Here is a 21,520-nt window from a genome sequence, read left to right as displayed (position 1 = left end):
CATAAGAGCAGTGTTTAACAGTTAGAGACTGTCCGTTTTATTATATATTCCTTTTTTATAAAAACGAAGTAAAATTATTTTAAAATAAAGACATAATATATTGTTTTTTATAAATAAAAATAGAGATTAAGCGTGATTTCTTAATCTCTAGTTAAGGCATTTTTCTAGGTCAAAATCAGGTCTTATTCGGCCCAGATGTCACCTACAGTAAAACCTTCTGTAAATGGATCATCAGGATCTAATACATAAGTATTTAATCCATAAATCCAACTGGTGCCTGTAATTGTTGGAACAACTGCTTTTTTATCGCCAATCATGGTTTCTTCAACTAGTCGGCCTGTAAATACATTGCCAAGAATACCTTGATGACGGAAATCCTCATTGAGTTTTAATTGGCCTTTTGCATGTAAAATTGCCATTTTTGCACAAGTACCTGTACCACATGGACAACGATCGATAGCGCCTGTCCAAGTTTGCGGATCGTCCCAACTTAAATCACCAGAAGCCACAGTTACTGCATTTTTCCAGTCTGCATCGGGGCTATCTGTTGGGCCTGAAAGTTGTGAAATGGTAATTCCGACCCCTGGGTAATCTGGATGGGCGACAGGCAACTGTTCAATAGCCGCCTGACGAATCATCGCAGAAATACGGGCAATTTCAGCGCCATGTTCAGGTTTTAGCTGAATATGCGGGAACTGTCTAACATCGGCAATCACATAAAACATGCCACCCCAGCCAACATCTACTGTCACTTTACCTAAATGCGGTACATCAATTTCTGCATCCAGATAAGCTGCGAAAGCAGGAACATTTTTAAACGTGACATTCTTGACTTTGCCATCTCTACATTCAGCAGTGATCTTGATGAGACCTGCAGGTGCTTCAAGGATTAATTCTGTTACAGGTTCTTTCATGGGTAACATCCCCATTTCAAGTAATACTGTGGCGACTGAGATGGTATTTCCACCAGACATTACCGGATATTCCACCTGTTCCATAATGATATAGCCAGCATCGGCATCGGGATGACACGGCGGGACGATAACATTACAGCAGAGAGGAGGGTAACCACGTGGTTCACGTAGCATCAATTTGCGGAACTGGTCATCGTTATCACGTAACCAACACATCTTTTCGTAAACTGTATTGCCTGGAATATGGGGAACACCGCCTGTGACCACCCGCATTGGCTCGCCAGCATGGGTATCTACCGCGTGAAACGTTCTTTTAAATGCCATTTTCGTCTTCCTTTGAATTTATTCGAGATGTGTTGAATGAACATGCATCTATTTTTCACAAGCTCTGAAAGTCATAACTCCATTACTCTTCATAAGATATGCTTTTGCTGGTTTTAAGGAATAGTGGTATTCGGTCTTTTACTAGAAGATTTAGGACATTATGCTGATTCTTTAGTCTGTAATCCTTTAAAATCTTTTTATGAATGATGAAAAATAAAATTCATCAAATAAACCAACTTATAAATATTCAATTGATATAATTGTTTCATCTATATGATGTTTTTATAAGTATTCCGAAAAAAATAAAAAAAATAAGTCTGCCACAACGTTCTAATTATTGTCATTTTCTTCATATCGCTGAATGCAGTTCATGTCCAGAATCTTATACAGGAAAACGAATTTCAAAGAGGCAAATTATGTACCGCGGATTTTGGTATGCAGAGGCGTTAGATCGTGAAAGTGCACTTTCTCCGGCCTTACAAGGAACTGTTAAAGCCGATGTTTGTATTATTGGTGGCGGTTATTTAGGACTATGGTCGGCAATTCGACTCAAAAAAGCCAACCCAGCCATGAAAATTGTCGTCGTTGAACAAGACCGCTGTGGCTCTGGCGCAAGTGGTCGTAATGGTGGTTTCGTAAATAACTGGTGGCCTAAATATTTATCTTTAGTTGAAATTTGCGGTGAAAAAGAAGCGCGTCGTATTTGTGAGGCGGCAGATTCTGCAATTGATGAAATGGGTGAGTTTTGCCGTGAACATCAGATTGATGCACAGTTTCGTAAAGATGGTTTGCTATGGACTGCCAGTAACAAACGACAAATGGATTCATGGCTCGGTTTAACCCGTGAACTTGAAAAATATAATGTAAATCCCTTTAAAGTGGTCTCTAAAGAGGAAGCCCAGCGCCGTTCAGGTTCTAAGCGCATGTTAGGAGGAGTGTTTGACTCCAATGCAGCCACAATCCAACCCGCATTTTTGGCACGTGGTTTGCGTCGTGTCGCAATCGAGCTCGGTGTCATTATCTACGAAAAAACACCAATGACACGTCTAGAACGTAGTGAAGCTCCAGTTGTTCACACTGAAAAAGGGCAAGTGCAGGCAAAAAAAGTTGTGATTGCAATGAATGCATGGGGCGCTCAATTTCCTGAACTGCGTCGCATGATCATGGTGATGTCGAGTGATATGGTCGCGACTGCACCAGCCAAACAGCGTCTGGATCAACTTGGTTTTAGTGGTGGAGAATGTGTCATGGACTCGCGCACCATTTTGAACTATTGGCGCAATACCCCACAAGGCCGCATTATTTTTGGCAAGCCATTAGGTGAATTTGCTTTTGGTGGAAAAATTGGTGATCTGTATGAAAAGCCATCACCAGCTGCGGCAGGTGTAGAAGCTGAAATGCGTTCTTTCTATCCGGAATTAGAAGATGTACCTGTCATTAGCAGCTGGACAGGCCCGCTAGATAGAGCAATGAAAGGCTTGCCTAACTTTGGTCATTTAGGTGGGCATAAAAATATTATTTTTGGTATCGGCTTCTCAGGAAATGGTGTGGGTACAACAGTATTTGCCAGCCGCATCATCAAATCATTAGTAGAAGATGCCAATGATGAATGGGCAAACTGTGGTCTAGTTGAGCAAAAAATGAAGTTATTACCACCTGAGCCATTCTGTTATATCGGCGCACATTGGGTTCGTGATGCCTTAGTCAGAAAAGAATCACTGGAAGATCAGGATCGGGATGCTGGCCCCATCACTAACTTTTTAGTGAGTTTGGCACCAGCAGGTTATGCACCTAAGAAAAAGTAAGCATTGGTAACTTATAAATACATCAGGAATGGATGAGAAAGATGAAGCATCATATTGTTTTTTTAGATAATGAAGGCATTGGGCCGACGGTAAAATTACCAGAGTTTCCATTTCCACATACTTGGGCAAGTTACCCTTATACCCAACCTGAACAAGTGGTAGAACGCTTAAAAGATGCAACGATTGTGATGACATGTAGTGTGCCATTACGTAAAGAACATTTAGCACAATTACCAAAGTTAAAAATGATTTCGATTGCTTTGACAGGCACTGATGGAGTCGATCTGGATTATTGTCATGAGCACGGCATTATGGTCACCAATGTGCCTGGCTATGCCCAAAATACGGTTGCTGAACATATTATAGCGATGATTTTTTCACTCAATCGCCAAACATCAAGTTATCACCAGTTGTTGAGTAAAGTTTCAAAAGGTGAGACAGAGCCACGTAACATTTATTTTGATTATCGAATTCGGGATGTTCGTGGTCAGGTTCTAGGCATTATTGGGCATGGCACCATCGCTAAGCGCCTTGCTGAGTTAGCCACCGCCGTTGGAATGAAAGTGCGTTTCTTTGACCGAAATGGCAAATACCAAGGAAATGAATTCTTTAGTTTTGAAGAGATTTTATCTGAGAGTGATGTGGTGTCTTTATGTTGTCCACTGACCAAAGAAACCAAAGACTTAATTGGGGCGGCTGAAATTGCCTTGATGAAATCTGATGCAATTCTGATTAATGCGGCACGTGGTGGGATTGTCAATGAACCCGCATTGATTGAAGCGATTCAAAATAATCGTATTGGTGGTGCTGCACTTGATGGTTCTGTTGAGGAACCGATTCAACCGCATGATCCGTTATTCCAGATTATCGATTATCCAAATTTTATTTTAAATCCGCATGTTGCATGGAGCAGTGAAGATGCCATGCAGACACTCATTAATCGTACCGTGCAAAATATTATTGATTTTGCTCAAGGAAAAACACCTGCTTCTGTCGTGAAAAAGGAAGAATTATGTCAAGCGTAATGAAGACCAGTTATGTAAATGGTGAATTCGTTGTTTGCCAAGGTACAGAAGATATTCTGGAAAATATTAATCCATCAAATCCGAGTGAAATTGTTGATCGTTTTGCTCGTGCAGATGAAGCTTTAACTCAGCAGGCCATTGCTGCAGCAAAAGCGGCGAGTAAAGAATGGGCCAATAGCAATCCTCAATTACGTGCAGATGTACTTGATCGTATTGGTACTGAAATTTTAGAACGTCGAGAAGAACTCGCTAAATTGCTGTCTTTAGAAGAAGGAAAAATCTTTAAAGAAGCATTAGGTGAGGTTGACCGAGCAGGACGTTCTTTTAAGTTCTACGCACAAGAAGCATTACGTGCTGTGGGTGAAAAATATAACTCAGTGCGTGATCAGGTGGGCATTGATGTTTATAACCAAGCGGTTGGAGTGGTGGGAATTATCAGTCCTTGGAATTTCCCTATTGCAATTCCAGCATGGAAAATCGCGCCTGCATTATGTTTTGGTAATACCGTTGTGTTTAAACCAGCTGAGTTAGTGCCTTCTTCGGCTTGGGCTTTAGCAGAAATCATTTCTCGTTCTGGTTTACCTGCTGGTGTGTTTAACATGCTGATTGGTCCAGGCCGTAAAGTAGGCGATACCATTATTCGTTCGCCAGATGTCAATGCGATTACTTTTACGGGTTCTGAAGGTACAGGACGACAAGTCGCTGAAATTGCAGCTTCGCGTTTGGTCCGTGTTCAACTTGAAATGGGTGGTAAAAATCCTTTAGTTGTATTGGATGATGCAGATTTAGAAACCGCTGTAGATGTTGCATTACAAGGTTCATTTTTCTCAACTGGTCAACGTTGTACAGCAAGTTCTCGTGTCATTGTTACAGCGGGAATCTATGATTCATTCATTAAACGTTTAGAAGAAAAGACGCGTTCTTTAAAGATTGGCGATGCTGCAAAAGCAGAAACTGATATTGGTCCAGTGGTTGATTCTAAACAGCTCAAGCAAAACCTGTCTTATGTACAAGCAGGTTTGGATGAAGGCGCAACGCTACTTTGTGGTGGTGAACATCTTCCAAGTGAAGAAGGCGGCTTCTATTTCACGCCAGCAATATTTACCAATGTGACATCGGAAATGCGAATTTATCGTGAAGAAATTTTCGGTCCAGTATTGTGCGTGTTGAAAGTTGAGAATTATGAAGAAGCTTTTGCAGCCGCAGAAGACACACCATTTGGTTTGTCGGCAGGTATCGTGACCACTTCATTGAAATATGCTGAAGATTTTAAACGCCGTTCATCCGCAGGTATGGTGATGGTGAACTTGGCGACAGCAGGTGTAGATTACCATGTCGCTTTTGGTGGAAATAAAGGCTCAAGTCTAGGACCTCGTGAACAAGGGACTTATGCAAGACAGTTTTTTACCAAAGTTAAAACAACATATCAGCTTGCATAGAGCAGTGAACGAGACTTCTTATTCAACTCTTATTAGGCTCTGAATAAGAAGTCACCAAAACTAAGTGTTTCAGCTTAGCTTTGGATTCGAATGAATACCGAAATATGACTATCTCTGAGGCGATTTAGGATGAATAGCTTTTTATTATCTCTAGATGTACTTGATGCATTAAAAAATATTGTGGGTGAAAATCGTGTAAAAACAGATGCGGATAGCCTCGAAAACTGGGGTAAAGATCACACGAAATATTTTGCGCCACATGCCTCGGCGATTGTATTTCCTTCATCAACAGAACAGGTACAAGCAATTGTTAAGCTTGCGAATCATCATGCAGTTGCTTTAACTCCATCTGGTGGTCGAACGGGATTATCGGCTGGCGCGGTTGCTCATAATGGTGAGATCGTCATAAGTCTGGATAAAATGAATCAGATTTTGGAGTTTTTCCCAGCTGATCGTATGGTTCGGATTCAAGCTGGTGTCGTGACAGAACAATTGCAAGATTATGCTCAAGAGCAGGGAATGTATTACCCAGTAGATTTTGCTTCAGCAGGTTCAAGCCAGTTAGGTGGAAACATCGCAACAAATGCTGGTGGAATCAAAGTTATTAAATATGGCATGACGCGTAATTGGATATTAGGTCTTACAGTTGTTACGGGAAAAGGCGATATTCTTCGCTTAAATAAGGGCATGATCAAGAATGCTACTGGCTATGCTTTACACCATTTATTTATTGGCGGTGAAGGAACACTGGGTATCGTAACAGAAGTGGAAATACGGCTGGATCGTCAACCACAAGATTTACAAGTGTTGGTACTTGGTGTACCTGATTTTGAGTCGGTTATGCCAATTATGCATGCTTTTAGGAAGGAAATAGATTTAACAGCCTTTGAGTTTTTTAATGATTTGGCGATGCAGAAAGTACTAGATCATGGACTAGTACAGCGTCCATTTGAAACGTCTTGTCCTTTCTATGTATTGCTAGAATTTGAGGCGCCTTATGAGCCTGTCATTGATAAAGCGATGCAAATTTTTGAGCATTGTATAGAGCAAGGATGGGTTCTGGATGGTGTTATGAGCCAATCTCTGGAACAAGCGCAAAATCTATGGCGTTTAAGAGAAGATATTTCTGAATCTATCTCAGCATTTACACCTTATAAAAATGACATTTCCGTTTTAATTACCCATGTACCCGATTTTATTGCTGAAATTGATTCTATCGTCGCAAACAATTATCCAGATTTTGAAACATGCTGGTTTGGTCATATTGGCGATGGAAATCTTCATTTAAATATCTTAAAGCCTGCAAATTTAAGTAATGAAGACTTCTTTGCAAAATGCGAAATCGTCAACTCCTATGTTTTTGAGGTGGTAAATAAATTCGATGGTTCTATATCTGCTGAACATGGAGTCGGTATGACAAAGAAACCTTATCTTGAATTTAGTCGGAGTGAGCAAGAAATTGAATATATGAAAGCGCTTAAAAAAGTGTTTGATCCCAACTTGATTATGAACCCTGGAAAACTATTAGATTTCTAATAGGGGTATTCGAATTGAGTTGAAATATATTCAACGTTTTTTAGTGACTTAATTTTTATCTAGTTAAAAGTTGGCTTTTATAAAAGCCAAAGGTTTTTTGCACCTTTAATTTGGTGAGGGGCTAGATGAATTTTATTAAATATCATCGGTTTGACTATGAAAAGGAATGTTCTATTCAAACCGATTGATCGGAGATTATATGGAACACATCGAACGTGAATCGATGGAGTTTGACGTTGTCATCGTAGGTGCAGGACCTGCCGGTCTATCTGCTGCGATTAAGATCCGTCAATTAGCGATTGAGAATAACTTACCCGATCTTTCAGTTTGTGTAGTTGAAAAAGGCTCTGAAGTCGGTGCGCATATCTTGTCTGGTGCTGTGCTTGAACCACGTGCCCTCAATGAACTTTTCCCGAACTGGAAAGAGGAAGGAGCACCGCTGAATGTACCCGTTGCCGAAGATAAAACGTTCTTCTTGCTTTCAGACACCACTTCAAAAGAAGTACCTCACTGGATGGTTCCTAAGACCATGCACAACGACGGCAACTATATTGTCTCTTTAGGGAATGTAGTTCGTTGGTTAGGTCAAAAAGCTGAAGAGTTAGAAGTTTCTATTTTCCCCGGCTTTGCTGCATCTGAAGTGCTTTACCATGAAGATGGTACGGTAAAAGGTATTCAAACAGGTGACATGGGTATTGGTAAAGATGGCGAACCCACGCATAACTTTACCGCAGGCTATGAGCTTCACGCGAAATATACGCTCTTTGCTGAAGGTTGTCGTGGTCACCTTGGTAAACGCCTGATTGCAAAATACAACCTCGATAAAGATGCGGATCCACAGCACTACGGGATCGGGATTAAAGAACTTTGGGAAATTGACCCTGCAAAACATAAAGCAGGTTTAGTCATGCATGGTGCAGGTTGGCCGTTGTCTGAAACAGATTCGGCAGGCGGCTGGTGGCTATACCATGCTGAAAATAATCAGATCAGCTTGGGAATGATTGTCGATCTGGCTTATGAAAATCCGCACATGTATCCATTTATGGAAATGCAACGTTGGAAAACTCATCCACTGATTAAACAGTATCTAGAAGGTGCTAAACGTATTTCTTATGGGGCTCGAGCTGTTGTAAAGGGTGGTTTCAACGCATTACCTAAATTGACTTTTCCAGGTGGTTGCTTGATTGGTGATGATGCAGGTTTCTTAAACTTTGCAAAGATCAAAGGCTCACACACTGCCATGAAATCAGGCATGTTATGTGGTGAAGCTGTATTTGAAGCCATTGCTACTGGAGTAGAAAAAGGCGGTGATCTTGCCATTGCCCGTATAACCGAAGGCGAAGATTTATTTGCTAAAGAATTAACCACCTACACTGACAAATTTAACAACAGCTGGTTAAAAGAAGAGCTTTATAACGCTCGCAACTTTGGTCCTGCTATGCATAAGTTTGGCATGTGGATCGGCGGTGCATTTAATTTTATTGACCAGAATATCTTTAAAGTGCCGTTTACTTTGCGTGATTTAAAGCAAGACTTTGCCGCCTTAAAAAAACTTGATGCTGTCCAGTTTAAACCGAAATATCCAAAACCCGATGGCAAGTTAAGTTTTGATCGTCTTTCATCTGTGTTTATTTCCAATACAGTTCATGAAGAAAATCAACCCGCACACCTAAAGCTGCAAGATATTTTGATTCCAGTAAAAGTGAATTTGCCTGTTTGGGATGAGCCAGCCCAGCGTTATTGTCCTGCGGGTGTTTATGAAATCACAGAAGATCAGAATGGAGATAAACGTTTTCAGATTAATGCAGCGAACTGTGTTCACTGTAAGACCTGCGACATTAAGGATCCATCTCAGAACATCACATGGGTAACACCGGAAGGTGGTGGTGGACCAAACTATCCAAATATGTAATTTGGATAGTTTTTGCGGAGCTTTTATCGCTTCTTATACCCAACCATGTAGCGCTCCAGCATGCTGCATTTTGACTTTTTAGGTAACGGTAGCCCCTTCGGGGGCTATCGTTAAAAAAACAATTTTAATCTGGTTCACTTTTTAAAGCTGACCAGTAAAAGCAATAAATGATTGTAAAACAAGGAAAGGTTGATGAATAAAATAGCAATAAAAATCGGTATAGGTTTTTTTAGCTTCGGAATGGGGTTACCTACCTATGCAGGCATAACATTTGGTGACCCAAAAACAGATACAGGTGCTTTAACCGTTTCTGGTACCTTACGGGCCAATTATCAGAATAAAGATTATGGCGAAGCTGCCTCTGACCAGAAAATTAAATTTGATGCTGCCATTCTACGCTTGGGTTATGAATCACCAGACTGGTTCGGCAAACTTGAATACCGTTGCTACCAATACGATACATTATGTGATTTCTCTACGCTGGTGTATGGCTATGTCGGTTATCGCCTCAACTCGACCGATAATATTACCTTAGGTTTACAACCTATTCCTTTTGGTCCAAGTCGTTTCTGGGACAGCAGCTTCTATGCTGGAATCAACAACACCATGGGATTACAGGATGCGCTGGATCTAGGTGTGAATTATCATTTTGAACTCCCTAGCGCAACCAAAGTAGATCTCGCTTACTTTGCAACAGATGGTGGCAATTACCACGGCAATAGCCGAGATTCAGCACGTTATACCGCCAATGTTGTACATTCCGATGATCCATTAAAAACAGATTTAAATGAAAAGAATATGTGGATGGCACGGGTCGATCAAGAGCTTAAATTTTTAAGTACAGATGATCTAAAAGTCTCAGTGGGAGGCAGCTACTGGTATTCTGAAATTGAAAACAAGAAAACTGCTAAGGATGGCAACCGCAATAGTTGGGCATTGTTCAATCGCATTAATTATAAAAACTTGAATGTAGTGCTGACAGGTGGCAAGCAATCGATCAGTAACCAAGACAAACTCAACCCGCATGCTTCCACATTTGGTTCATTCGATGGCGAATATGATATTGCCAACAAGGGCTATTTCTACACGATCGATACCAGCTATAGCTTTAAGAATGTGCGTGATTCACTCAATGTAACACCTTATCTGGTATTTAGTGGTTTCGATAAAAAAGAAAAGGGCTTTAATGACTCCCAGCGCAACATTGTCGGGGTGGCATGGGACTACAAAAACGTTTCGCTCTATACCGAATATGTGATGAGTAAGAATGATCCCTTTGTCGGTGGCGCAGGCAGCTCACTGGCCGAAGGTGATGATGGTAAATGGAACAAGTTGCTGAATCTCATGCTGGTTTACAACTTCTAAATTATTAGTGATTACGGAGAAGGGTTCTGGAACCTTCCGAATCCTTCGCTATAGCTCAAAAGTATAAAAGGATTGCGATCGTGCGGATAAAGTATGATTTATCTTATGGAATATGTTTTCTGTCTATACTTTTAGCGGCATTTCTATGGGGAACTTCGGGAACAGTTGCTTCGTTTTCCAAAGGGCTGAGTCCAATTGCGATCGGGACAATTTCATTGGGTTTTGGTGGTTTGGTGCATGCCCTAATTGCTATCCCTTTAATCAAAAAAAACCTTCATCTGTTAATCACTCATAAAAAAGTTCTTTTATTGGGAATTATTGCAACCACAATCTATCCTTTAGCATTTTATTCTTCCTTATCTTTTGCAGGCATTGCAATCGGAACAGTGGTAACCGTCGGGAGTGCACCTTTATTTGCGACATTATTAGAATATCTGCTCGATAAGAAAAATTTGTCTATCAAATGGTTAATAAGTTTTATTCTCGGTGTTACAGGCATCATTTGTATTAGCTTAGGAAATGGGAATTCAAACCATATAGAAAATCAAGTGAATCAGTTGCTAGGTATCTTATTTGGCATAGTTGCTGGAATAACCTATGCGATTTATTCATGGATTGCTAAAAAACTGATTGGCCAAGGCATTGATGCTCGGGCAACCATGGGAGTCGTTTTTGGCATAAGTGCGATCATTTTACTGCCCAGCTTATTTGTAACAGGCAAGAACCTTCTCAATTATTCTATTAACTGGGCCGTAGCTGTTTATCTGGCATTTATTCCGATGTTTCTGGGTTATTTTTTCTTTAGTGTCGGGCTCAAAAAAATTGCCACAAGCAAAGTGATTACACTAAGTCTATTTGAACCCTTCGTTGCGACTTTACTTGCGATTTATGTAGTAGGTGAACAACTATCAACTATTGGCTTTTTAGGGCTTTTCTTGATTTTTATGCATTTTTTTACTGGTGAAAGCCGAATAATTGAAGGAATTGAGTGAATGGAAACTGATAACAAACCCATTTTAATTGTGAAATTAGGTGCCACCTTTCCTGAATTAAGTCTGAAAATAGGGGATTTCGAGGACTGGATCAAAATAGCAATCGCAAGCCTGTCTTGTTCAGTAACCATACTCGATGCAAAAGCGTATCCTGTACTTCCTGAACCCAGATTATTTGCGGGTATTATCCTGACCGGATCGAGCGCAATGGTAACGGATAAAGAAGAATGGAGTGAATGCCTAAAACCTTGGCTCATCTTGTGTGCAAATACATCAATCCCTGTTCTGGGAATTTGTTATGGACATCAACTGCTGGCCGATACATTTGGAGGAAAGGTTGAAGCCAGAAAAGAAGGCGTTGAAATAGGAACGGTCACCATTACAAGAAGTTTAAAGTCTCAATCAGATGATTTATTTAAAGACTTACCAATCGCTTTTTCAGCACATACCGTGCATTGGCAGTCTGTGACTCAACTGCCACCGCAAGCAGTTTTACTGGGCTCTTCTAAGCTTGACCGACATCATGCTTATCGAATTGGCAATACAATCTGGGGAGTACAATTTCATCCTGAATTTTCTGAAACTGCGATGAGTTTCTATATTCAGCATTATCAGGATCAACTCATTCAAGAAGGTAAAGACCCAGAAATATTACACAACATGATCACATCAACAAACGCTGCACATCTACTGCTAAAAAGATTCGTAGCGCTATGTTTTAACTAAAAAAGGATAGACAATGCAACAAAAAAAAGGCTACTGGGTCATCCAGTGTCAGGAAATTACAGATCAATTAGCCATGCAAAAATATGCCGAGGCATGGAAAGAGATTGCAAAGGAGTTTGACGCAAAATTTATTGCAGGAACAAAAACGGAAGTTGTTGAAGGGCCTGAAGTATCACGAGTACTGATATTGGAATTTCCCTCTTTTCAAATTGCACAAGATTGTTACCACTCAGAAAAATATACTCAAGCTAAAATATTGGCACTACAGGCAATGCAACGTAATTTTACAATTGTTGAAGGAATATAAATTTAATCCATAAACAGGATAAAGGAAAAATATGAATTTTCTCGATGATGCACAAGTCAGAAATACCATCAATTGGCAGGAAGCCGTTGCAGCACTAAGAAATGGGCATTTATTGCCACGCGCACAGTTACATGATGTGTTAATTGGCCCTCCACAAGCCATGCTGCTCAATCGTACAGCACGCATTGAAGGGCTAGGTTATGGGGTCAAGGTTGAATCTGTATTTAATGAAAATGCAAGTAAAGGTTTGCCCAATACACACGGCGCTGTTTTGGCTTATTCACCAGACAATGGGATATTACGTGGTGTAATCGATAGCCATGTTATTACAGATTTCAAAACTGCTACCGACTCGGTACTAGGTGCAAGCTTACTGGCAAGACCAGAAAGTAAACATCTGGTCATTATTGGGGCTGGGCGGGTCGCAAAAAATCTATCTCAGGCTTACAGTGCACTTTTTCCTCAGTTAGAAAAAATATCGATATGGGCCCGTCAAATTGAACAGGCTACAAAATTAGTTGATGAATTAAAACGACTCGGTTTACCTATTCACGTTGCTTCGGATCTCCCAGCAACTTTAGCCACTGCAGATATCGTTTCAAGTGCGACTATGGCAACACAGCCGATTATTCTAGGTGAATGGATTCGTTCTGGTACTCATGTTGACCTGATTGGCGCATTCACGCCAGATATGCGGGAAGCGGATGATGAATTGATAGCGAGAGCAAATCTCTATGTCGATAATCTGGAAACCACTCAACATGTTGGAGAAATCACTATTCCTATGAAGGCAGGTGCTATTCCATCTGATCATGTAATGGGTGATCTCTATGATTTAGTCAAAATCGATCGACCATATAGCAAACCGAATCACGACATTACTGTATTTAAAAATGGTGGTGGGGCACATCTTGATTTGATGATTGCCGATTGTGTTTTAAAGAAAATGGGGCAATAAATCAATTTTTTAATCATTAACATAATTTTTGTCTGTTTAATTAAAGCTGTGTCACATGTAATAGGAAATGCTTGGCTTCAGTATATTTTTAAAGCCCTATTCAGAAAAGATCAGCTTCTTCTTAGGACAACTCTTATTATCTAAATAAATATTTTATACGAAGTAAAAAATTCAATTTGTCACCAAAGGTGATGTGCGTGTCGTGTTAAGTAAAGTTGAGGTTCTCCTGAGTTTTGTATTTTTTAGTCATATTGCTTCGGCTCTGAATAAAAATACAAGATGGAAAGGAAAATGACGTTGAATAAAGCGATACGATTCTATGGAACTGGCACACCAGAAGTAATGCGTTATGAGGACATTGAAGTGGGTGCACCTGCAATTGGTGAAGTTCGTCTACGCCACGTAGCAGTGGGTCTCAATTATGCGGATACCTATTTTCGCGATGGTACTTATCCGATTCCGTTACCAAATGGTATTGGAGTAGAAGCCTCTGGCATTATTGAAGCTGTTGGTGACGGCGTAACAGATTTTGTAGTGGGTGATCGCGTAACCTACACGGGATTTCTAAATACGCTTGGCGCTTATAGTACCGAACGCCTTATTGCGGCTGATGCATTAATCAAATTACCCGAAGATATTTCCTGTGAAACGGCTGCTGCAATGACCATGCGTGGTTTAACGGCGGCCTATCTGATGCGTCGGATCTATGACTTTAAAGCAGGCGATCATATTTTATTACACGCCGCCGCTGGAGGTGTGGGACTAATTGTATCGCAGTGGGCCAAATTGTTGGGCTTAACAGTCATTGGAACCACCTCTACGGATGAAAAAGCAGCCGTCGCACGTGCCTATGGTTGTGATCATGTGATTAATTACAGCCATGAAAATATAGCTGAACGTGTTCGTGAATTGACCGATGGCATCGGGGTCGATGTGGTCTTTGATAGTGTGGGCAAAAATACTTTTATGGCCTCATTAGATTCCTTAAAACGCCGTGGCTTATTGGTTTGCGTGGGTACGGCATCAGGACCAATTCCTGACTTTAATCCCGTGTTATTGGCAATCAAAGGTTCATTGTTTATCACTCGTCCCGCTTTAGCCGACTATATTGCCGATCCAGAAGAAAAAAGGGCCTTAGCCAAGGAACTGTTTGATCATGTCAGCAGTGGAAGAATCAAGATCGAGATCAATCATCGTTATGCTCTTGAGGATGCCGTACAAGCACATCGCGATCTGGAAGCACGCAAAACAATAGGTTCATCAATTTTTGTGATTTGAAGGGATTTCTAATGAAAATTGAACAGTTAACTTGCAATATTGGTGCAGAACTACATGGAATCCATTTAGCCGATGCGATTCATGATGACGAGCTATTCGCTGAAATTCGGACGCAGTTACTTAAGCATCGCGTGGTGTTCTTGCGTAATCAACAGATGACGCGGGCTGAACATGTGGCTTTTGCTGAACGCTTCGGACAGTTGGAAGATCATCCAGCAGTTGGTAGTCATCCTGATCATCCGGGTTTGGTGCAAATTTATAAGCATCCTGACAGCCCGATTGATCGATATGAAAATGCGTGGCATAGCGATGCCAGCTGGCGCAAAATTCCACCGATGGGATGTGTATTGCGTTGTGTAGAATGTCCACCCGTTGGCGGCGATACCATGTGGACCAATATGGTTATGGCCTATGAAAACTTGCCTGAAGATATCAAGGAAAAAATTGCACCTTTACGTGCCTATCACAGTATCGAAGCCAGCTTTGGTGCTGCCATGTCTATCGAAAAACGTTTGGCATTGAAGGCACAGTTTCCTGATGCCGAACATCCCGTGGTACGAACACATCCAGAGACAGGCGAGAAGATTCTCTACGTCAATGCGTTCACCACCCATTTTAGTAATTATCACACCAAAGACCGAGTACGGTTTGGGCAAGATGCCAATCCCGGTGCAGGGGATTTACTGCGTTACTTAATCACCCAAGCAGCGATCCCTGAATATCAGGTGCGCTGGAGTTGGGAGCCGAATAGCATCGCTATTTGGGATAATCGAAGTACCCAACATTATGCCGTGATGGATTACCCGCCATGCCATCGAAAGATGGAACGCGCAGGTATCGTCGGTGATGCAACGTATTAAATTCCAAATTCAGACTTTTTAATTCAATACCGTTTTATAAACTATAAACAGGAGATGCACATGCAATTCTTTGACGATTCTTTGCACCCAGAAAATATGGAAAAAGTGGTCATTACCGTTGCGCCGTATGGACCAGAGTGGATGCCTGAGGACTTTCCAGAAGATATTCCAGTGACCATGGATGAGCAGATTCAGAAAGCGGTGGAATGCTATGAGGCAGGCGCGACAGTGCTGCATTTGCATGTGCGTGAACTGGACGGTAAAGGTTCTAAACGTTTGTCCAAATTTAATGAACTGATCGCAGGGGTACGTGAAGCTGTTCCAGACATGATTATTCAAGTGGGTGGCTCGATCTCCTTTGCACCTGAAAGCGAAGGTGAAGCGGCTTTGTGGCTCAGTGATGATACCCGTCATATGCTGGCTGAGTTAACACCGAAACCTGATCAGGTGACTGTCGCAATTAACACCACACAAATGAATATTATGGAGTTGCTCTACCCAGAATATTTAGAAGGTACATCTTTGGCTCATCCAGCAATTCAGGAAGCTTATGCTGAAATGACGGTTCCAGCAGGGCCTGCATGGGTCGCAGAACACTTGAAACGTCTTTGTCAAAATAATATCCAACCTCATTTCCAACTGACTGGAATGCACGGTTTAGAAACCCTAGAACGTATGGTACGTAAGGGTTTATACATGGGACCTTTGAATTTGACATGGATTGGGATTGGCGGCGGATTTGACGGGCCAAATCCATTTAACTTCTTTAATTTTATCCATCGTGTACCTGATGGTTGCACACTGACATCAGAATCATTGCTAAAAAATGTATTGCCATTCAATACCATGTCTATGGCGATGGGATTTCATGCACGGGTCGGTAATGAAGATACCATTATCGATCATCGTGGACAGCGCTTCTCATCGGTACAGTAAATTCAGCAAACTGTACGTATTGCGCATGAGTTAGGTCGTGAAGTGGCAACAGGCCCAGAGGCACGAGAAATCTATCGGATTGGTGTGCAATATCAAAGTATTGAAGAAACTTTGCAGGCCAATGGTATGTCACCAAACCGCCAACCAAAACAAAAAGGTGTGCCTCAGCGCCATTAAGCCTGAGCAACAATGGATTAAACGTCAAAATAAAATGCAGTGCGCAGCAAGTGTATTCAAACGGCAAGCCACGTACTGCAATTAAAAATAGAAATGATAACAATGACAAGGAGGTTCCTATGGGTGCTCATCCATATACCGTACATACGGATCACGTCGATACATCAAAGAATGTACCACGTCGTTATGCATGGTTAGTCTTTGCGCTGACATTTGGCTTGTTGATTTCAGACTATATGTCTCGACAAGTACTGAATGCAGTATTTCCATTGATTAAAACTGAATGGGCCTTGACCGATAGTCAGCTTGGCTTATTAAGTGGCATTGTCGCCTTGATGGTCGGTATTTTAACTTTACCCTTATCCTTACTGGCGGACCGTTTTGGGCGGGTCAAAAGCTTGGTCATTATGGCAGTACTCTGGAGCCTAGCGACTTTGGGCTGTGCTATTGCTGAAAACTATCAGCAAATGTTTGTGGCCCGCTTTATGGTCGGTGTAGGCGAGGCTGCTTATGGCAGTGTTGGTATTGCAGTGGTGGTCGCGATTTTTCCACGTGAAATGCGGGCGACTTTAGCCAGTGCATTCATGGCAGGCGGTGTATTCGGTTCATTTCTCGGGATGGCACTAGGCGGGGTGATGGCTGAGCATTTTGGCTGGCGCTGGGCATTTGGTGGCATGGCAGTGTTTGGCCTTATTCTAGCCTTACTTTATCCCGTGGTGGTTAAAGAAAAAAGAGTCAATCTAACCAGCAAAGTACCTCATAACCGCCAAAAACAGCAACAAACCAGACAATGCTTAAAAAGCATTTATTCAAGTCGCTCAGTGATTGCCACCTATATTGGTAGTGGCTTCCAGCTATTTGTTGGCGGTACCGTCATTGTCTGGATGCCGAGTTATTTAAATCGTTATTACGGCATGAATACCGATACAGCAGGTGTACTGGCAGCTGTAATTGTGCTGTGTAGTGCTGTCGGGAGCATTCTATGCGGGATGCTCAGTGACCGCTTTGGTCAAAACTGCCCAGATCGTAAGGCCAGTTTGGCAATCAGTTACTGTATCGGGAGTTGTTTACTACTTTCGACTGCGTTTGCAATGCCTGCGGGAAAATCCCAATTGTTGCTGATATGCATGGGGATGTTTATTGCGTTGGGAACCAATGGCCCATCCAGTGCGATGGTGGCGAATCTAACGCATAACAGCGTCCATAGTACAGCTTTTGCCACCTTAACTTTAGCCAATAATTTATTGGGATTGGCACTCGGTCCTCTAATTATTGGCAAACTCTCCGATGTAATCGGTTTACATCATGCTTTTCAATTGATGCCTTTGGTCAGCATTGTTGCGGCAGCCGTATTTCTTTATGCCAAAAACCACTACCACCAAGATATTGCACGGCTGACTGATCAAGCAGTTTTACCCAATCTAGAAAGTCCAGTTGATGTAGTGCGGAAGAAAAATGATGATGCGTGAATTAAATATCGATGTGTTTTTTGATTTTATTTGCCCTTGGTGCTTGATCGGCAAACATCAGCTACAGGCTGCGATTGCCCAATTACAACACCGTGATCCAGAGGTTGAGGTAATTGTGAATTGGCACAGTATGCAGCTACTGCCCGAGATACCGATAGAGGGTGTCGATTTCAAACAGTTTTATCAAAAACGCCTAGGCAGTCTGGATGCTGTAAAGCAACGTCAAGTGCAAGTTCGTCAAGCCGCCAAGACCGTTGGCGTTGAGCTGCATTTTGAAAAAATTCAATGGATGCCGAACACGGCCCAAGCCCACCACATGTTTCAAAGCGTTTTTAAGATGGGAACATCCCAACAAGCGAATCATTTACTGGAGCAGCTTTTTACAGCCTATTTCCAAGCTGGTGAAAACTTGGGGGATAGCGCTGTACTAAAAAGGATTCTTAAGCAATGTGGTTATTCAGTGAATGAACAAGGGAGTGGATGGATGGCAGTCAATCCAGCTATTCAGTCAACCTATACAGGGGCAAATGGCGTACCTTATTTTATTTTTGATGGTTATCTAACCTTGGCTGGTGCACATTCAGTCGATGTGCTCTATCAAGCAATGTTAGAAGCATTGGTGGTGCAAGGGTAAGCGTAATGACTACTCGTTTTCAGGTTCCACAGGAAAAAATCCCTGCCTCAGGCGCGAGAGCCTTTCTTCAAATTGAGGGGAAAAATATCGCACTCTTTCATATCGGTACACAGTTTTATGCGATTGAGGATCGCTGTCCACATCAAGGTGCTTCTTTATTTGGTGGCAAATTAGAAGGGCAAGCGATTCGTTGTTGTGCGCATGGTTTGGTCTTCGATCTGGCAACGGGATATATGTTGAATTCAAAGCATTTAAAAGTAGCGGCTTATTCTGTTGAGATTGATGCAGAGCAGCTATTTATCCTGATAGGTTCAGGAGGAAATAATGAATAAATTCATGGATTTTCGTCTACGCACCCGTGAGTTAATGCCTGGTTTTATAGTCAGTACGGTTGTCGCAGCAGCCGCCTGTTTTCTATCAGAGCATTATGGTGCACCCGTGATGTTATTTGCTTTGCTATTGGGAATGGGCTTGAACTTTCTTTCTAGTGAAAGTCAATGTAAAGCAGGCATCGAATTTACGGCACGAACAGTGTTACGCATCGGGATCGCCTTGTTGGGTATGCGGATTACGCTAGGACAAATTACTGCTTTGGGCTGGCAACCGATTGTATTGGTGGTGACATTGGTGATCGTGACGATTTCAGTTTCGGTAATAACGGCGAAAATTCTGGGGTTCAAAAAACTGTTCGGGATGCTAACGGGTGGGGCAACTGCAATTTGTGGTGCATCCGTAGCTTTGGCCTTGTCGGCAGCATTTCCTCAACATCCTCAAAAAGAAAAAGCCACTTTATTTACCGTCATTGGGGTTTCTGCATTGTCGACTTTGGCTATGATTGTTTATCCAATGATTGCACGATGGCTAGAATTATCACCACAGCAGGCAGGGGTATTTCTAGGGGCAACCATCCATGATGTTGCTCAAGTTGTGGGAGCAGGATATAGCATGTCACCAGAAACGGGCGATACCGCAACTGTGGTCAAATTAATGCGTGTTGCCATGTTATTGCCTGTCATTATCTGTGCAGCATTGATTACACGTATGCAAGGCGGAGATGCCACAGGTAAGCATTCACCTTTATTACCTTGGTTTGCAGTCGGTTTCTTGATTCTTGCCTGTATAAATAGTACTGGTTGGGTTCCAAACATGGCGCAGCAAGGGATTAATGAATTATCGAAATGGTGTTTGGTGATTGCAATTAGTGCCTTAGGGATGAAAACACAGCTGAAGGAACTGGCTTCTGTCGGAATCAAACCGATTTTGCTGATGTTAGGCGAAACCATTTTCTTGGTGGTATTGGTTTTGCTATTGATGCATTGGATGTTCTAAAGGATGATGAGCTGGATATCTAAGGGGTGACCTTAAGTTGATCTAAATTTATTTTGAAAATCTTGATAATAAGTAACCATAACGTAGTCATACTGAATTTTTATCCCATTGCAGGATTAACCTTCGGTTCGACCTACCTTACGAAACGTTGTTTCTCATTTCGGTATAAAGAGCGTAGCTCCGCAAGGGCAACCATCTTGCGCAGCTTTAGCATTGCTCATCTGCAAAACCTGTTCATTTCTTGCATTTATCTAATTAAATTGCAAAAAAGTATCTTACAAAGACTACGCAGGTTGCAGATGGCGATTTCGAGTATCATATTACGAGCTAAACTTAAGTCTACGATGTGGAGTGAATACCAAATTCAACTCTGATCTAAAAATCTCTTATTAGGACTTCATAACTGTCTTGTTGTTATTACGCCAAGTGGTTGGAGACATGCCAAACTCACTGCTAAACCAGCGAGTAAATGAGCTTGGCATTGAATAACCTAAAATGTCAGAGACTTGGCTTAAAGAATAATTCAGGTTTTTAAGATAACGAAAGACGAGATTGCGACGTGCATCATTGATCAGCAAACTGAAGCTGGTCTGCGCAGCTTCTAGGCGGCGCTGTAGAGTACGAACGTTGATTCCATGAGTATGAGCGACTTGATCAATCGTGGCACGCCCCATAGGCAACAGCAGATGAATACTTTTACGAATATCAAAAATAATCGAAGACTCACTTTCCCGATGCAATAGATCTGTTTCAAGAAACCGCTTGGCATGTGCCAGCATCGTAGTGTTGGCATGTGGATTGATTTTATCCAACTCTGTTGCATTACAAACAATACCGTTAAATTCACTGCCAAACTCAAGCGAGCAACCAAAAATGCGTTGGTGCATTGCCATATCATAAGGTGCATTGTGGGTAAAATGAACACTCAAAGGCTGCCATTTCTGCAACAATGCAGCACAGAAACGATGGGTAATGCCTAAAGCAAGATCGATGGCTTGGCGGCTGTATGCTATTGACGCAGTGATCACTTCGACTCGAATAATGACTGTATGATCGACCTCCTCGATATACATTTCCAGTGCATTATTGATCAGGTTCCGATACTGAACAATTGTGTATAAGGCATCACGCAAGGTGTGCTGATAGCTTAATAATAAACTCAACTCACCAAAATCTGCGAGCTGACGTTGTTCTGCCATATGTAAACCGAAGGATTCACAACCACTCAATTGTGCTGATTGTTCCAGTAGCATCACGGCTTTATCGACTGGAATACGCTGTGTACTATCTTGTAGCTGTGCAGGATAAATGCCTGCATCGGACAAAAGCTGGTATGGATTCAGGTCTAATTGCTGGCTGACATCTAAATAATTTTTAAGCACAGCAGTGTGGGCAAGTGGCACCATGCTGATCTCCCGATTTTTAAAAATAACCTTCCTAGTTATGCTTTATTTATAACTAAAATACCGTGTTTCGAAAAGTACCAAGGCTTACATAAATCCATGTTGGCACGATGATTGTTGTTTTTGAAGCG

17 protein-coding genes and 2 pseudogenes are annotated in these 21,520 nt (G+C 41.8%); 17 read left to right on the top strand and 2 right to left on the bottom strand.

The window, feature by feature from the left end:
• Positions 1-182: 182 nt before the first annotated feature.
• The gene (locus tag IEV36_RS02055) at positions 183-1,238 is read right to left on the bottom strand and encodes a proline racemase family protein (RefSeq protein WP_005257627.1); all 1,056 of its coding nucleotides are present in this window, start codon (positions 1,236-1,238) and stop codon (positions 183-185) included.
• 416 nt (positions 1,239-1,654) lie between these two features.
• Here IEV36_RS02055 and IEV36_RS02050 point away from each other — a divergent pair, with 416 nt between their 5' ends.
• The 17 genes and pseudogenes from IEV36_RS02050 (at position 1,655) to IEV36_RS01970 (ending at position 19,986) form a co-directional block, all read left to right on the top strand.
• Positions 1,655-3,043: an NAD(P)/FAD-dependent oxidoreductase gene (locus IEV36_RS02050; RefSeq protein WP_005257626.1), complete on the top strand. Its 1,389-nt coding sequence runs from the start codon at positions 1,655-1,657 to the stop codon at positions 3,041-3,043.
• A gap of 41 nt (positions 3,044-3,084) precedes the next feature.
• Positions 3,085-4,068: an NAD(P)-dependent oxidoreductase gene (locus IEV36_RS02045; protein WP_005257625.1), complete on the top strand. Its 984-nt coding sequence runs from the start codon at positions 3,085-3,087 to the stop codon at positions 4,066-4,068.
• Positions 4,056-5,507, top strand: coding sequence for an aldehyde dehydrogenase family protein (locus IEV36_RS02040; RefSeq protein ID WP_005257624.1), 1,452 nt, complete (start codon positions 4,056-4,058; stop codon positions 5,505-5,507). Before IEV36_RS02045 ends, IEV36_RS02040 begins: the two co-directional genes overlap by 13 nt.
• A gap of 129 nt (positions 5,508-5,636) precedes the next feature.
• A complete protein-coding gene (locus IEV36_RS02035; RefSeq protein WP_005257623.1) occupies positions 5,637-7,043 on the top strand; it encodes a D-2-hydroxyglutarate dehydrogenase in 1,407 nt (468 codons plus the stop codon).
• A gap of 199 nt (positions 7,044-7,242) precedes the next feature.
• Positions 7,243-8,955, top strand: a complete 1,713-nt coding sequence (locus IEV36_RS02030; protein ID WP_005257620.1) for an electron transfer flavoprotein-ubiquinone oxidoreductase — start codon at positions 7,243-7,245, stop codon at positions 8,953-8,955.
• A gap of 192 nt (positions 8,956-9,147) precedes the next feature.
• Positions 9,148-10,320 carry a hypothetical protein gene (locus IEV36_RS02025; protein ID WP_005257619.1) on the top strand — a complete coding sequence of 391 codons (1,173 nt, stop codon included), beginning with the start codon at positions 9,148-9,150 and terminating at the stop codon, positions 10,318-10,320.
• Positions 10,321-10,391: 71 nt separating this feature from the next.
• A pseudogene (locus IEV36_RS02020) lies at positions 10,392-11,295 on the top strand (DMT family transporter).
• A gap of 17 nt (positions 11,296-11,312) precedes the next feature.
• On the top strand, positions 11,313-12,038 hold the full coding sequence (locus IEV36_RS02015; RefSeq protein ID WP_005257617.1) for a glutamine amidotransferase: 726 nt from the start codon (positions 11,313-11,315) through the stop codon (positions 12,036-12,038).
• 13 nt (positions 12,039-12,051) lie between these two features.
• Positions 12,052-12,345 (top strand): DUF1330 domain-containing protein, encoded by a 294-nt coding sequence (locus IEV36_RS02010; protein ID WP_005257616.1) that lies wholly within the window; start codon positions 12,052-12,054, stop codon positions 12,343-12,345.
• Between the two features lie 31 nt (positions 12,346-12,376).
• A complete protein-coding gene (locus tag IEV36_RS02005) occupies positions 12,377-13,303 on the top strand; it encodes an ornithine cyclodeaminase family protein (protein WP_005257615.1) in 927 nt (308 codons plus the stop codon).
• A gap of 291 nt (positions 13,304-13,594) precedes the next feature.
• Entirely contained in the window at positions 13,595-14,581 is a 987-nt protein-coding gene (locus tag IEV36_RS02000; RefSeq protein WP_005257614.1) for a quinone oxidoreductase family protein, read from the top strand.
• An 11-nt stretch (positions 14,582-14,592) separates the two neighbouring features.
• Complete coding sequence (locus tag IEV36_RS01995) at positions 14,593-15,441, top strand: TauD/TfdA dioxygenase family protein (protein ID WP_005257613.1); 849 nt, start codon at positions 14,593-14,595, stop codon at positions 15,439-15,441.
• Positions 15,442-15,501: 60 nt separating this feature from the next.
• Positions 15,502-16,554, top strand: a pseudogene (locus tag IEV36_RS01990) (beta-keto acid cleavage family enzyme).
• Positions 16,555-16,673: 119 nt separating this feature from the next.
• Complete coding sequence (locus tag IEV36_RS01985) at positions 16,674-18,023, top strand: MFS transporter (protein ID WP_005257611.1); 1,350 nt, start codon at positions 16,674-16,676, stop codon at positions 18,021-18,023.
• Positions 18,010-18,657, top strand: coding sequence for a DsbA family oxidoreductase (locus tag IEV36_RS01980; protein ID WP_005257610.1), 648 nt, complete (start codon positions 18,010-18,012; stop codon positions 18,655-18,657). Before IEV36_RS01985 ends, IEV36_RS01980 begins: the two co-directional genes overlap by 14 nt.
• A gap of 5 nt (positions 18,658-18,662) precedes the next feature.
• Entirely contained in the window at positions 18,663-18,989 is a 327-nt protein-coding gene (locus IEV36_RS01975; protein ID WP_005257609.1) for a Rieske (2Fe-2S) protein, read from the top strand.
• Positions 18,982-19,986, top strand: a complete 1,005-nt coding sequence (locus IEV36_RS01970) for a YeiH family protein (protein WP_005257608.1) — start codon at positions 18,982-18,984, stop codon at positions 19,984-19,986. The genes IEV36_RS01975 and IEV36_RS01970 overlap by 8 nt, the downstream gene beginning before the upstream one ends.
• Before the next feature lie 389 nt (positions 19,987-20,375).
• On the opposite strand, the gene IEV36_RS01965 is transcribed toward IEV36_RS01970, so the two are convergent.
• Positions 20,376-21,392 (bottom strand): AraC family transcriptional regulator, encoded by a 1,017-nt coding sequence (locus tag IEV36_RS01965; RefSeq protein ID WP_005257607.1) that lies wholly within the window; start codon positions 21,390-21,392, stop codon positions 20,376-20,378.
• Positions 21,393-21,520 lie beyond the last annotated feature (128 nt).

The sequence above is a fragment of the Acinetobacter vivianii genome, assembly GCF_014635885.1.
GTDB classification, from domain to species: domain Bacteria; phylum Pseudomonadota; class Gammaproteobacteria; order Pseudomonadales; family Moraxellaceae; genus Acinetobacter; species Acinetobacter vivianii.
The sequence above is the reverse complement of the archived record's forward strand: the minus strand, read 5'-3'. Positions and strand labels throughout refer to the sequence as shown.

Excerpts from the sequence above, each read along its gene's own strand:
- IEV36_RS02030 (WP_005257620.1), top strand. The coding sequence starts at position 7,243 with ATGGAACACATCGAACGTGAATCGATGGAGTTTGACGTTGTCATCGTA.
- IEV36_RS02040 (WP_005257624.1), top strand. The coding sequence starts at position 4,056 with ATGTCAAGCGTAATGAAGACCAGTTATGTAAATGGTGAATTCGTTGTT.
- IEV36_RS02035 (WP_005257623.1), top strand. The coding sequence starts at position 5,637 with ATGAATAGCTTTTTATTATCTCTAGATGTACTTGATGCATTAAAAAAT.
- IEV36_RS02025 (WP_005257619.1), top strand. The coding sequence starts at position 9,148 with ATGAATAAAATAGCAATAAAAATCGGTATAGGTTTTTTTAGCTTCGGA.
- IEV36_RS01995 (WP_005257613.1), top strand. The coding sequence starts at position 14,593 with ATGAAAATTGAACAGTTAACTTGCAATATTGGTGCAGAACTACATGGA.
- IEV36_RS02010 (WP_005257616.1), top strand. The coding sequence starts at position 12,052 with ATGCAACAAAAAAAAGGCTACTGGGTCATCCAGTGTCAGGAAATTACA.
- IEV36_RS01975 (WP_005257609.1), top strand. The coding sequence starts at position 18,663 with ATGACTACTCGTTTTCAGGTTCCACAGGAAAAAATCCCTGCCTCAGGC.
- IEV36_RS02050 (WP_005257626.1), top strand. The coding sequence starts at position 1,655 with ATGTACCGCGGATTTTGGTATGCAGAGGCGTTAGATCGTGAAAGTGCA.
- IEV36_RS02000 (WP_005257614.1), top strand. The coding sequence starts at position 13,595 with ATGACGTTGAATAAAGCGATACGATTCTATGGAACTGGCACACCAGAA.
- IEV36_RS01980 (WP_005257610.1), top strand. The coding sequence starts at position 18,010 with ATGATGATGCGTGAATTAAATATCGATGTGTTTTTTGATTTTATTTGC.
- IEV36_RS02045 (WP_005257625.1), top strand. The coding sequence starts at position 3,085 with ATGAAGCATCATATTGTTTTTTTAGATAATGAAGGCATTGGGCCGACG.
- IEV36_RS02015 (WP_005257617.1), top strand. The coding sequence starts at position 11,313 with ATGGAAACTGATAACAAACCCATTTTAATTGTGAAATTAGGTGCCACC.
- IEV36_RS01965 (WP_005257607.1), bottom strand. The coding sequence starts at position 21,392 with ATGGTGCCACTTGCCCACACTGCTGTGCTTAAAAATTATTTAGATGTC.
- IEV36_RS02005 (WP_005257615.1), top strand. The coding sequence starts at position 12,377 with ATGAATTTTCTCGATGATGCACAAGTCAGAAATACCATCAATTGGCAG.
- IEV36_RS02055 (WP_005257627.1), bottom strand. The coding sequence starts at position 1,238 with ATGGCATTTAAAAGAACGTTTCACGCGGTAGATACCCATGCTGGCGAG.
- IEV36_RS01970 (WP_005257608.1), top strand. The coding sequence starts at position 18,982 with ATGAATAAATTCATGGATTTTCGTCTACGCACCCGTGAGTTAATGCCT.
- IEV36_RS01985 (WP_005257611.1), top strand. The coding sequence starts at position 16,674 with ATGGGTGCTCATCCATATACCGTACATACGGATCACGTCGATACATCA.